Genomic DNA, 12,431 nt, shown 5'->3' with positions numbered 1-12,431 from the left:
TTTAAAACTCTTTACCCGAGAGTTGTTTTAGATGATGAAAATGGCAGGTCTCCTGACTTATTTTATGTTATCTTACCTTCCCAGTTAATACCAGTGGTTTTGAAGTTAATAACATCTTCTAAAGAAGTACCGAAAATATTTCGATAAAAACTTACAGTTGCGGGAACAGTCCTAGATTTTAACTAGATTCCCTTTTAATTCATTCAGCACGTACTGAATGAAACCAAAATTCTTTGCAAAAGTAGATTCTTTTTTAAATGCAGACTAATGAAATTCACTTTTTCTTGTTCAATTTATAAACAAGGTAAATAAAACCAATTAAAAAATGCAGTATTATAATTCCTCCTACTATATATATTGTTAAATTTGAACCGTTTCTCATAATAGAAATTTTATCTAAAGTTAAAAAAACCACCCCATATCAATGTCACTATTGTTACAAAAAAAGTACGTATCGTCTATTTTATTTTTTGTTCTAATTGGCTTTTTTTCTTGTAAAAAAGAGAAAGAAAGTACTACAGAAGCTTTTGTAGCAAAAGAAGTAAAATTAAAATACGCCAAAGGCTTTTCAATAAAAGATCTAGGCATGTACAAAACTTTAGAAATTAAATCTCCATGGCCAAATGCCGAAACTACTTTTAAATACGTTTTAGCAAATTATGGTGATGACAGACAAGCGGATAACACAATTTCCTTACCCATTAAAAAAATTGTGGTAACATCTACCACACACCTTCCGGCTTTAGAACTTTTAGGCGTAGAACAAACTTTGGTAGGTTTCCCAGGTACAAAATATATTTCTTCGGAAAAAATAAGACCTAGAGTTGATAGTGGCACTATTAGAGAGCTTGGCAAAAATGAAGGCATAAACACCGAAGTGCTTTTAGAATTAAATCCCGATTTAGTGGTTGGTTTTGGTATCGATGGTAACAACCGCTCTTTAGACCTTATTGAGCGCGCAGGAATCCCCGTGATTTTCAATGGAGATTGGGTGGAAGAGTCGCCACTTGCAAAAGCAGAATGGATTAAGTTTTTTGGTGTACTTTTCAACAAAGAAAAAGAAGCCGATTCTATTTTTAACCGCATTGAAACCGAATACTTAAATGCTAAAAAACTAGCTAAAAATGTAAAAAATAGACCTACTATTTTAAGTGGCGCCATGCATAATGACATTTGGTATTTACCTAACGGAACAAGTACAGAGGCGCAATTACTAAGAGATGCCAATACCGATTATTTATGGAACGATTCTAAAGGCACAGGGAGTTTACAGCTTAATTTTGAATCTGTTTTTATGAAAGCTCAAGATGCCGATATTTGGTTAAGCCCATCCAATTATTCTAGTCTAGAAAAACTGAAAAATGCAAGCGCTCACAATGCCGAATTTAAAGCTTTTAAAAACAAAAACATTTACACTACAAACAATACAACTGGCGCAACAGGAGGCGTTTTATATTTTGAATTAGGCATGAGCCGTCCAGATTTAGTATTGAAAGATTTGATAAAAATTTGTCACCCAGAACTATTAACAGACTACAATCTTTTTTTCTTTAAACCTTTAGAGTAAACCATATTTCATACAGTTATTAAACACAAATAATGAGCAAAACCTATACCTATTCATTTCTAGCATTGGCACTAACTTTAGTGTTGTGCTTTTTCGTGAATATTAGTTTAGGCTCTGTTTCAATACCGCTAAAAGCTGTTTTTAATAGTTTACTAAACAGCAATGTAGAACAACAAAGTTGGCAACATATTATTTTAAACTACCGCTTACCAAAAGCTATAACCGCCATAATTGTAGGTTCGGGTTTAGGTATTTCTGGCTTATTGATGCAAACACTATTTAGAAACCCCTTAGCAGGCCCATTTGTTCTCGGTATAAGCTCGGGAGCCAGTTTAGGCGTGGCTTTAGTAATTTTAGGTTCTGGTGTGTTTGGAGGCGTTTTAGCATCACTATTTGTATCCAAATGGGGCATTGTAATTGCGGCGAGTTTAGGTAGTTTTTTAGTTTTACTAGCCGTTTTAATGGTTTCTATTAGAGTTCGAGATACCATGGCCATACTTATTATTGGCCTAATGTTTGCCAGTATTACCGCTGCTATTGTTAGTGTACTTTCTTATTTTGGATCGGCAGAACAATTACAACAATATGTATTTTGGGGTTTTGGTAGTTTAGGCAATTTATCGTGGAGCGATCTCACCATATTTTTAATTATTTATGTACTCGGAATATTAGCCAGTCTATGCTCCATAAAATCGCTTAACACTCTACTTTTAGGAGAAAACTATGCAAAAAGCTTAGGTTTGAATATTAAAAAAAGTCGTTTAATAATTATAATCGCTACCAGTTTACTTGCCGGTACAATCACCGCTTTTACGGGACCAATAGCATTTATAGGCTTAGCTATACCGCATTTAACACGACAAATATTTAACACTTCAAATCATAAAATATTATTGCCAGCCGTATTTTTACTGGGCGGAATTGTTATGCTAGTTTGCGATAGTATTGCTCAATTACCAAATAGCGATTACACCTTACCTATCAATGCCATTACCGCTTTAATTGGAGCACCCGTTGTTATTTGGCTTCTGGTTAGAAAACGTGGTATGGTATTTTAATATTATAAAAAAGTAGTAGATAAAAGCAGGAAACCCATATTGTATAATGAAAGAGCAAAATCCACATATCATTTTAAAAACCGAAGATTTATCTATTGGTTATGCCTCAAAAAAGGCAAAAACGGTTGTGGCATCTCAGGTTAATGTTGAATTAAAAAAAGGAGAATTAATCGGACTTATTGGTGCAAATGGCATCGGGAAATCGACACTTTTACGCACCTTAACACACGTCCAAAAACCTCTTTCTGGAACTGTTTTTATTAATGAAAAGTCTATTTCAGATTACAATCCGTTAGATTTAGCCAAAGTTTTAAGTTTGGTTTTAACCGAAAAAGTAGCATCTAAAAACTTATCTGTTTTCGAACTTATTGCGCTAGGTAGACAACCTTATACCAATTGGGTTGGTAATCTATCTGAGCAAGATAAAAACATTGTAAACCAAGCTATTCTTCAAACAAATATAGAAGATTTGCAACATAAAAAATGCTTCGAATTAAGCGACGGTCAACTTCAAAAAGTTATGATTGCTCGCGCCTTAGCCCAAGATACCGATTTAATTATTCTAGATGAGCCTACCTCGCATCTCGATATGTATCACAAGGCTTATATTTTAAAATTACTTCAAAGACTCGCTAAAGAAACGAGAAAAACCATTCTGTTTTCTTCTCACGAAATAGACTTAGCCATTCAACTTTGTGATACTTTAATTGTAATGAATGCCGGAATCGTAGTTTCCGATCAACCTTGTAAACTTATAGAACAAGGCGTTTTTGAAACTCTTTTCCCGAAAGATTTAATTGCTTTTGATAAAAACACGGGGAGTTTTAGGGTGAAGAAGTAAAAACCTAAATTAAATTTTAGTTGAAGCTTCTTTTTTTAACTTCAATCTTCAAACTAAAAAAATTATCTTTGAACCTATACCCTATTATTAAATGAACGACAGCATCATCCTCATACTAGCAATTCTAATATCGGCAGTTATTGGTGGTTATTTAGGCATACTTTTTACTAAACTTAAAAGTAAGAGCGAAAAAAGCACTTTAGAAGAACGTAATAGCAATTTACAGCAACAATTTGAAGCCTTTAAACAACATACTGCAATCGAAAAACAGGAACAAAAAGTAACAATTTCTAAAATTGAAAACGACCGTGAAAATATTCGTCGTGAAAAAGATTTTTTAAATGCTGAATTGGCCCGAAGAAACACCGAATTTGAAAACCTACAAGCCTTAAACTTAAAGCGTGATGCTGAGTTAGAAGAACGCCAAGAGCAACTGCGTAAAGATTTTGAAATTTTAGCTACTAAAATACTAGATGAAAAATCGGAGAAATTCACACTTCAAAATAAAGAAAACATTACTAATATTTTAAATCCGCTTCAAGAAAAAATTAAGGTTTTTGAACAAAAAGTCGATTTAACACAAAAGGAAAGTATTAGTATGCATTCCGCTTTAAAAGAGCAATTGTTAGGCTTAAAAGATTTAAACCAACAAATGACGAAAGAAACTACCAACCTAACACGCGCCTTAAAAGGTGATAGCAAAATGCAAGGAAACTGGGGTGAATTGGTTTTGGAACGTGTTTTGGAAAAATCGGGGTTAGAGAAAAATCGTGAATATTTTGTACAACAAAGTTTTACCTTAGAAGACGGATCTCGTGTGTTGCCCGATGTGGTTTTAAACTTACCGGATGGTAAAAAAATGATTATTGATAGTAAGGTGTCGTTAACCGATTACGAACGTTTTGTAAATGCAGAACTAGAAGATCAGCCGCAATTTTTAAAAGCGCATGTTAATTCTATAAAACGCCATATCGATCAACTTTCTGATAAAAACTATCAAGATTTATATGATATTGAATCTCCAGATTTTGTTCTTCTTTTTATTCCCATAGAACCTGCTTTTGCAGTGGTTGTTAATGAAGATAATTCGATTTACAACAAAGCCTTCGAGAAAAACATTGTTATTGTTACACCATCGACCTTATTGGCGACATTACGCACCATTGACAGCATGTGGAACAATGAAAAACAACAACAAAACGCTATCGAAATTGCACGACAAGCGGGCGCACTTTATGATAAATTTGAAGGTTTGGTGAAAGATTTAACCAACGTTGGAAAGAAAATTGACGCCGCTAAAACCGATTATTCATCAGCGATGAATAAACTCGTTGATGGTCGAGGCAATATAATTACTAGCGTAGAAAAACTTAAAAAAATGGGTGCTAAAGCAAAAAAGGCATTGCCCGAAGCTATTCTTAAACGTGCTCAAGAAGACGACTTAGATTAGATTTCTAGCAGTAACGCATTGATATATTATTAGCTTAGTAAAACGATAGCTACGAAAATCATTTTTTAAAAGTAGATTTTTATAAAACTTCCTAAAAATTAAATACCTTTATAGATTACGTTTAATATATTTTTATTTTAGAATATATTTCAAAGTATTATTTAAAACTAAACGACTAAAATTTTATGTTTAAGCATCCAGAAGAATCTCAAGTTTCAATTACAGAATTAATGCTTCCTTCCCACTCTAATTTTAGTGGAAAGATTCATGGTGGACATATTTTATATTTAATGGATCAAATTGCATTTGCCTGTGCTTCTAAACACTCTAGACACTATTGTGTAACGGCTTCTGTAAACAAAGTAGATTTCTTAAACCCCATTGAAGTAGGGCAATTAGTGACGCTTAAAGCCTCTGTTAATTACACAGGACGAACTTCTATGGTTATTGGCTTGCGTGTAGAATCGGAAAACATTCAAACAGGAGAAGTTAAACATTGTAACTCATCGTATTTTACAATGGTTGCTAAGGATGAAGATGGAAATAACGTACCGGTTCCTGGTTTAATTTTAGATAACGAACAAGGCGTTAGACGTTTTGCGCGTAGTATTGTAAGGCAAGATCAAGCTAGAAAAAGATCATCACGATTTAATTCTTCAGATTTTAAAATTGAAGAACATATCGATTTTGTAAAAACTCAAAACGTACAAGTAAATTTATAGGAAGATATCTTCTTTTATAAATTCAAGACATAAAAAAAGTTCAATTAACTGAATAAAACACTTTTCAGTTAATTGAACTTTTTTAATTTTATAAGCCCCTTATTATAATCGACTTAATAATTCGGCTTTCTTATTTTCAAACTCTTCAACCGAAAGTATATCTTTCTTTTTTAGATCTGCCAATTTTTCTATTTTCATAAAAATATCTTCCTCTAAAGCGCTATTGTTATTGTAACTATTATTATTTGTATTTACAGGTGCTTGCTCTACAAATATAGGCTCTGGCTCATTTTGAATAATGTTATTATTCACCGGTGCTGGTTTAGGTCTATTATCTTCACCCGACACAATTGGTAACGTGCTCAAATCTACCGTACCATATTGACTTGTAAACGTCACAGAATAATTCCCGCCTTGTTGTTGCCCTACACCTCCAATTTGGTTGTCTAAAGTATCAAACACTGTTACTTTTCCGTTTTGTTGAATCGCTAAACGTCCAATATTAGAAAAAATAGCATAGCTCGTTCCGTTTTGGCTTCCTGTAGAATTAGGAAAACCTAAATTACCCCACCAGTTACCAGATCCAGATTGAAATCCGTTTTGGTTTTCTACTTTCGGTAACGGCTTATATTGTATACCACCTTGATTTATTAAATTAGATAATTCAACACACAGACCATCTACCGTAGATTTAAGCTGATTGTTAAACATATCGCCTACCATGGTCATGCCACCTTGCATCCACTGGCCTCCGCCGCCTAATTCGGAAATATTAAATTGAGCCATTGTACCGTTACTTCGCATAAGGGCTTGCGTTAAATCTGTTACGGCATTAGTGCTCACTCCATAACGGTTTGCTACATTCGTCATATTCTGAAAGCTAGCATCTGTGAATATTGAATTCATAATATATATTCTCTTTTTAGTTCAAATTGTTAACTTAACAATTTTGCGGTAAAGGTAATCTATAGTAACACCAATAACCTTCTTTTATACAGAAGTTTAGCTTTTATTTTACATTGGAGAAGAAAGAAGTTTCTTTCTTAACAGTAGTGTCATATTCTAGGTGAAAAATCTATTTTTATAGCATGTAATTTGAAGTTATTTTTTTGTATTCTGCTATTTGTTCTATTTCCCAAGCCTTATCTTTTCCAAGTAATTCTCCCATTATTTGAGCCACTTCAGGAGCCATTTTGATGCTTTCTTTAGCATCTAGCAATTGGCAACGTACTCTACGCGCTAGAAAATCTTCTACTTTCCTGGCCATTTCATACCTTACAGCCCAAATCACTTGAGCTTGTATTACAGACATAGAAGTACTTATAGATTTATCCCATCCGTTTTGTTTAGATAACTCAAGAAGTGCTGCTTCATCACTTCCGTAGAAATACAAAGGATTATCAAAATTCACATCTTGTTTATAACCATGTATTTTTAAATCTCTGGTTTTTGAAGGTTTATGCTCCCATTTATGATTTTTTTCTGCTTTATTCACTAAATCTTCGCCCATTTTTCTAAAAGTGGTCCATTTACCACCAACCATAGTTAAAAGCCCAGATTTTGATGTGTAAATTTTATGACTTCTAGAAATCTCTTTGGTTTTATTGCCTTCTCGTTTAGGGGCCGCCAATGGTCGTAAACCAGCGAAGACACTTAATACATCACTTCTTTTAGGTGCTTTAGTTAAGTAACGACTTGCCGTATTTAAAATAAATTCAATCTCCTCGTCGAAAGCTATGGGTTCCAAAACTCCGCGTTCTACTGGAGTATCTGTTGTTCCAATAATAACTTTATTATGCCAAGGCACTAAAAAGAGTACGCGACCATCATCTGTTTTCGGAATAGTAATCGCATCATTTCCTGGCAAAAACGATTTATCTAATATTAAATGCACACCTTGGCTAGGAGCAATTGTTTTTCTAGAACCGGGAGCATCCATTTGTAACACATCATCTGCAAAAACACCGGTAGCATTAACAACTTGTTTACCTTTTATTTCGAATACATCTCCAGATTCTTCATCCTGAACTTCAACACCCGTTACATCGCCCTTTTCATTTTTAACCAAAGCATTTACAGCACAATAATTAAGAACAATAGCTCCCATTTCTGAAGCACTTTGAAGCGTATTTATAGCCAATCGTGAATCATCGAACTGACCATCGTAATAAACAACACCCGCGGAAATTTTCTTCGGATTAATTAAAGAAATACGTTCTAAGGTTTCTGACTTTGAAATATGTTTAGACCGTCCTAAACTCAGTTTTCCTGCTAATAAATCGTAAACCGTTAAACCAATAGTGTATAAAATTTCATCGTACCAGCCGTGTGTTGGAATAATAAACGATTGAATTTTTACGACATGAGGTGCATTACGCAACATTAACCCACGCTCCACAACAGCTTCTCGCACTAAAGCAATATCGCCTTGCTCTAAATATCTTACGCCGCCATGCATTAACTTGGTGGCTTTACTTGATGTTGATTTTGTAAAATCTGATTTTTCTAATAACACTACCGAGTAACCTCGTGCCGAAGCCTCTAAAGCAATCCCTATTCCGGTTGCTCCGCCGCCTATAATTATAAAATCGTAAGTTTTAGAATCGTTCCTTAACTTATACATCATGTCTTCTCTGTTCATCTAGACTTACTTTATTTTTATGAGGGCTATTAGTTACAAACGAAGTTAATAAAATTACAACCAACTAGAATAGGTTTAAAAACAAAAAACCCCGCATAATTGCGAGGTTTTTAATATAATTTGACTTGTTATTATTTGCTTAAGTACATTTTACGTCTTGAATATAAATCGTAAAAAGCATCATCTTTTAAACTATCGATAAATAAGATACTCTCTCCCGTACTCTTCATTTCTGGTCCTAGTTTCTTATTTACATTATGGAACTTATCAAAAGAAAATACTGGTTGCTTAATAGCGTAACCTTCTAGTTTGGGATTGAAATTAAAGTCTTTAACTTTCTTTTCGCCTAACATTACTTTAGTTGCATAATTTACATAAGGCTCTCCGTATGCTTTTGCAATAAATGGTACTGTTCTAGAAGCTCTCGGGTTGGCTTCAATAATATAAACCGTATCATCTTTTATCGCGAATTGGATATTGATTAACCCAACTGTATTAAGTGCTAAAGCAATTTTTTTAGTGTGATCTTTTATTTGCTCCATTACTAAATCACCTAAGTTAAAAGGTGGTAGTAGTGAGTTACTATCTCCTGAGTGAATTCCACAAGGTTCGATATGCTCCATGATTCCGATGATGTACACATCTTCTCCATCGCAAATAGCATCAGCTTCAGCCTCGATAGCACCATCTAAATAATGATCTAGAAGTAATTGGTTACCTGGCATTCTGCTTAATAAATCTACAACGTGCTTTTCAAGCTCTTCCTTATTAATTACAATTTTCATACCCTGACCTCCAAGAACGTACGATGGACGCACTAATATTGGGAAGTCTAAAACATCTGCAATCGCAGCCGCTTCATCAGCCGTTGTTGCGATATCGAATTCTGGATAAGGAATATTATTTTCTTTAAGCATGTTTGAGAACAGTCCGCGATCTTCAGCTAAATCTAAAGCTTCAAAACTCGTTCCTAATATCTTAACACCATATTTCGTTAATTTTTCTGCTAGTTTTAATGCGGTTTGACCACCTAACTGAACAATTACACCTTCTGGTTTTTCATGCTTAATAATATCGTAAATATGTTCCCAGAATACCGGCTCGAAGTATAATTTATCGGCTGTATCAAAATCGGTAGAAACCGTTTCTGGATTACAGTTAATCATGATGGTTTCGTAACCACATTCAGCTGCAGCTAAAACACCATGCACACAACAGTAATCAAACTCGATACCTTGACCAATTCTGTTTGGTCCAGACCCTAAAACAATTACTTTTTTCTTATCTGTAACAACACTTTCGTTATCTGCATAACGATTACCATCTGCAGTTTCCATATCACTTTCAAAAGTTGAATAGTAATAAGGTGTTTTCGCTTCAAACTCAGCAGCACAAGTATCTACTAATTTGTAAACACGGTTTACACCAAGTTCTTCACGTTTATTATATACTTGACTTTCTAAACAACCCAACATGTGCGCTATTTGACGGTCACCGTATCCTTTTTGTTTAGCTTCTAATAATAAATCCTTTTGAATGGTATCTATTTTGAAGGTAGAAATTTCGTTCTTAAGCATATGAAGCTCTTCATATTGCTTTAAGAACCACATATCAATTTTAGTGATTTCGTGAATTCTGCTTAACGGAATTCCCATTTCGATAGCATCATAAATAATAAAGACACGATCCCAAGAAGCATAAGTTAATTTTTCAATTATTTGCTCGTAGTTTTTGTTTTCTTTACCATCGGCACCTAAACCGTTTCTTTTAATCTCTAGAGATTGTGTTGCTTTGTGTAAAGCTTCTTGAAAAGAACGCCCGATACCCATAACCTCACCTACAGATTTCATTTGAAGTCCTAAAGTTCTATCGGATCCTTCGAATTTATCAAAGTTCCAACGTGGTATTTTTACAATTACATAATCTAATGTTGGCTCAAAAAGTGCCGATGTAGATTTAGTAATTTGATTTTTTAATTCATCTAAATGATATCCTAAAGCTAATTTTGCTGCAATTTTAGCAATTGGATAACCTGTTGCTTTACTCGCTAATGCTGAAGAACGAGATACACGTGGGTTAATTTCAATAGCGATAATATCTTCTTTCTCATCTGGAGAAATAGCAAACTGTACGTTACATCCACCTGCAAAATCACCAATATTACGCATCATATGGATAGCCATATCACGCATTTTCTGGAAGGTTTTGTCGCTTAATGTCATTGCCGGAGCAACCGTTATAGAATCTCCTGTATGAATACCAATAGGATCCATATTTTCGATAGAACAAATAATAACAACGTTATCATTAGAATCTCTAAGCAACTCTAACTCATACTCTTTCCAACCTATTAAGGCTTTATCAATCATAACCTCATGAATTGGAGAAATCTCTAATCCGCGTGTTAATAATTCATCAAAATCTTCTTCTTTATATACAAAAGAAGCACCTGCTCCACCTAAAGTAAAGGATGCTCTAATAATTAAAGGGAAACCAAATTCTTGAGCAATTTCTTTACCTTTTAAGAATGAAGTTGCTGTTGCTTGTGGTGCCATTGGAATACCAATATCCAACATCAAATGTCTAAACTTCTCTCTATCTTCAGTAATATTAATGGCATCAATATTAACACCAATAATGTCTACACCAAAATCTTTCCAAATTCCTTTTTCATCAGCTTGAATACATAAATTTAAAGCCGTTTGCCCACCCATTGTTGGTAAAACCGCATCAATTTGAGGATGATCTTTTAAAATCTGAATTAAAGATTTCGTAGTCAACGGAAGTAAATAAACATGATCGGCCATAGATGGATCGGTCATGATAGTTGCTGGGTTGGAATTGATTAGAATTGTTTCTATCCCTTCTTCTCTTAGCGAACGTAACGCTTGAGTTCCTGAATAATCAAATTCGCAGGCTTGTCCAATTACAATTGGTCCTGAGCCAATAATTAATATCGATTTTAGTTTTGAATTTTTTGGCATTTTACTCGTTATTTATTGTAGCTTAATGAATTGCAAAAATAGTAATCAGTTGACATAAAAAAAGGCATTACACTTAAGTAACACCTTTAATTTATCAACAATTGTTAATCATTTATTTCTTATGTCTAGTTTCAGTAGAAACAGATAATTTTTTTCTTCCTTTAGCTCTTCTACGTGCTAATACCTTTCTACCATTGGCAGAAGCCATTCTTTCTCTAAAACCGTGTTTGTTTCTTCTTTTTCTCTTAGAAGGCTGAAAAGTTCTTTTACTCATTATCTTGTATCTTTAAAACTGAATTGTATTTTTTTAAATCTATAGCTCTGAGTGTTCCCCAAAACTGACGGCAAATATACGAAGACTTTTCACTTTGACAAATGTTATTAGAAAAAAAGTTATATTATTTTTATTCTGAACAAAAACATAGATAACACCGCAATATATTTGACTTCGTTAGTCTTTTTTATGATAAAGGTTTCATTTGTTTTTCATAAAAATTTAGTTTCTTTGCACAAATATTAGTTAAGTAGAAGGATATTTTCTTCTAGTTTCATACCAAAACTCAACCATGTACAATAAAATTATAAAACTTATTATCGCTGCAGGTCTTATTGCTTTTGCAGTTTATCAATTTACTGAAAGTAATATAGGTAATGGCATTATGCTTATTTTACTATCGCTAATTTTCATTTTCTTATACTTTAAGAATGAATTTATTTTATTAGCCTTTTTAAAATTAAGAAAACAAGATTTTGAAGGTGCAACAAAATGGTTAAACAAAATCAAAAACCCAGAAACGGCGTTAGTAAAAAAACAACAAGGTTACTATAACTATTTGCATGGTATTATGGTATCGCAATCTAACATGAATGATGCTGAGAAATACTTTAAAAAAGCAATTTCTCTTGGTTTATCTATGGATCACGATTTAGCGATGGCTAAATTAAACTTGGCTGGTATTGCTTTTTCTAAACGAAGAAAAATAGAAGCTCAAAAATTACTTACTGAAGCAACAAAACTTGATAAACAAGGGATGTTAACCGACCAGATAAAAATGATGAAGGATAACATGAAACGTGCAGTTGGACCAACGCAACATTATGGTGCTGGAGGTTCTGTAAGATCTCAAAAACGTAGAGGATAACATTATTTAAATACTCCATAATCAAA

At 33.6% G+C, this 12,431-nt stretch carries 10 protein-coding genes and 1 riboswitch; of the genes, 6 read left to right on the top strand and 4 right to left on the bottom strand.

Annotation, left to right across the window (positions count from 1 at the left end; translation table 11 throughout):
* Positions 1-24: 24 nt before the first annotated feature.
* A riboswitch (cobalamin riboswitch) is annotated at positions 25-243 on the bottom strand.
* A 181-nt stretch (positions 244-424) separates the two neighbouring features.
* The 5 genes from GQR98_RS11390 (at position 425) to GQR98_RS11370 (ending at position 5,638) form a co-directional block, all read left to right on the top strand.
* The gene (locus GQR98_RS11390) at positions 425-1,567 is read left to right on the top strand and encodes an ABC transporter substrate-binding protein (RefSeq protein ID WP_159019606.1); all 1,143 of its coding nucleotides are present in this window, start codon (positions 425-427) and stop codon (positions 1,565-1,567) included.
* A 32-nt stretch (positions 1,568-1,599) separates the two neighbouring features.
* On the top strand, positions 1,600-2,625 hold the full coding sequence (locus GQR98_RS11385) for a FecCD family ABC transporter permease (protein ID WP_159019605.1): 1,026 nt from the start codon (positions 1,600-1,602) through the stop codon (positions 2,623-2,625).
* Between the two features lie 46 nt (positions 2,626-2,671).
* On the top strand, positions 2,672-3,466 hold the full coding sequence (locus GQR98_RS11380) for an ABC transporter ATP-binding protein (RefSeq protein ID WP_159019604.1): 795 nt from the start codon (positions 2,672-2,674) through the stop codon (positions 3,464-3,466).
* 91 nt (positions 3,467-3,557) lie between these two features.
* Positions 3,558-4,916, top strand: a complete 1,359-nt coding sequence (gene rmuC / locus GQR98_RS11375) for a DNA recombination protein RmuC (protein WP_159019603.1) — start codon at positions 3,558-3,560, stop codon at positions 4,914-4,916.
* A 185-nt stretch (positions 4,917-5,101) separates the two neighbouring features.
* Complete coding sequence (locus GQR98_RS11370; protein ID WP_159019602.1) at positions 5,102-5,638, top strand: acyl-CoA thioesterase; 537 nt, start codon at positions 5,102-5,104, stop codon at positions 5,636-5,638.
* Positions 5,639-5,740: 102 nt separating this feature from the next.
* On the opposite strand, the gene GQR98_RS11365 is transcribed toward GQR98_RS11370, so the two are convergent.
* The 4 genes from GQR98_RS11365 to rpmH all read right to left on the bottom strand — a co-directional run bounded on the left by GQR98_RS11365 (position 5,741) and on the right by rpmH (position 11,537).
* The gene (locus tag GQR98_RS11365) at positions 5,741-6,544 is read right to left on the bottom strand and encodes an SHOCT domain-containing protein (RefSeq protein ID WP_159019601.1); all 804 of its coding nucleotides are present in this window, start codon (positions 6,542-6,544) and stop codon (positions 5,741-5,743) included.
* 175 nt (positions 6,545-6,719) lie between these two features.
* Positions 6,720-8,279, bottom strand: a complete 1,560-nt coding sequence (locus GQR98_RS11360) for a glycerol-3-phosphate dehydrogenase/oxidase (RefSeq protein ID WP_159019600.1) — start codon at positions 8,277-8,279, stop codon at positions 6,720-6,722.
* A gap of 131 nt (positions 8,280-8,410) precedes the next feature.
* Positions 8,411-11,263, bottom strand: a complete 2,853-nt coding sequence (carB, locus tag GQR98_RS11355) for a carbamoyl-phosphate synthase large subunit (RefSeq protein ID WP_159019599.1) — start codon at positions 11,261-11,263, stop codon at positions 8,411-8,413.
* Between the two features lie 112 nt (positions 11,264-11,375).
* Positions 11,376-11,537 carry a 50S ribosomal protein L34 gene (gene rpmH / locus GQR98_RS11350; RefSeq protein WP_042495769.1) on the bottom strand — a complete coding sequence of 54 codons (162 nt, stop codon included), beginning with the start codon at positions 11,535-11,537 and terminating at the stop codon, positions 11,376-11,378.
* Between the two features lie 292 nt (positions 11,538-11,829).
* Between rpmH and GQR98_RS11345 the strand changes: the two genes are divergently transcribed.
* Positions 11,830-12,405: a DUF2892 domain-containing protein gene (locus GQR98_RS11345; RefSeq protein WP_159019598.1), complete on the top strand. Its 576-nt coding sequence runs from the start codon at positions 11,830-11,832 to the stop codon at positions 12,403-12,405.
* The last annotated feature ends 26 nt before the right edge of the window (positions 12,406-12,431 follow it).

This window comes from Algibacter sp. L3A6 (assembly GCF_009796825.1).
Taxonomy (GTDB): domain Bacteria; phylum Bacteroidota; class Bacteroidia; order Flavobacteriales; family Flavobacteriaceae; genus Algibacter.
The sequence above is the reverse complement of the archived record's forward strand: the minus strand, read 5'-3'. Positions and strand labels throughout refer to the sequence as shown.

Bases quoted from the DNA above. Each gene is read 5' to 3' on its own strand.
- GQR98_RS11365 (WP_159019601.1), bottom strand. From the start codon at position 6,544: ATGAATTCAATATTCACAGATGCTAGCTTTCAGAATATGACGAATGTA.
- GQR98_RS11345 (WP_159019598.1), top strand. From the start codon at position 11,830: ATGTACAATAAAATTATAAAACTTATTATCGCTGCAGGTCTTATTGCT.
- carB (WP_159019599.1), bottom strand. From the start codon at position 11,263: ATGCCAAAAAATTCAAAACTAAAATCGATATTAATTATTGGCTCAGGA.
- GQR98_RS11360 (WP_159019600.1), bottom strand. From the start codon at position 8,279: ATGAACAGAGAAGACATGATGTATAAGTTAAGGAACGATTCTAAAACT.
- GQR98_RS11385 (WP_159019605.1), top strand. From the start codon at position 1,600: ATGAGCAAAACCTATACCTATTCATTTCTAGCATTGGCACTAACTTTA.
- GQR98_RS11390 (WP_159019606.1), top strand. From the start codon at position 425: ATGTCACTATTGTTACAAAAAAAGTACGTATCGTCTATTTTATTTTTT.
- GQR98_RS11380 (WP_159019604.1), top strand. From the start codon at position 2,672: ATGAAAGAGCAAAATCCACATATCATTTTAAAAACCGAAGATTTATCT.
- GQR98_RS11370 (WP_159019602.1), top strand. From the start codon at position 5,102: ATGTTTAAGCATCCAGAAGAATCTCAAGTTTCAATTACAGAATTAATG.
- rpmH (WP_042495769.1), bottom strand. From the start codon at position 11,537: ATGAGTAAAAGAACTTTTCAGCCTTCTAAGAGAAAAAGAAGAAACAAA.
- rmuC (WP_159019603.1), top strand. From the start codon at position 3,558: ATGAACGACAGCATCATCCTCATACTAGCAATTCTAATATCGGCAGTT.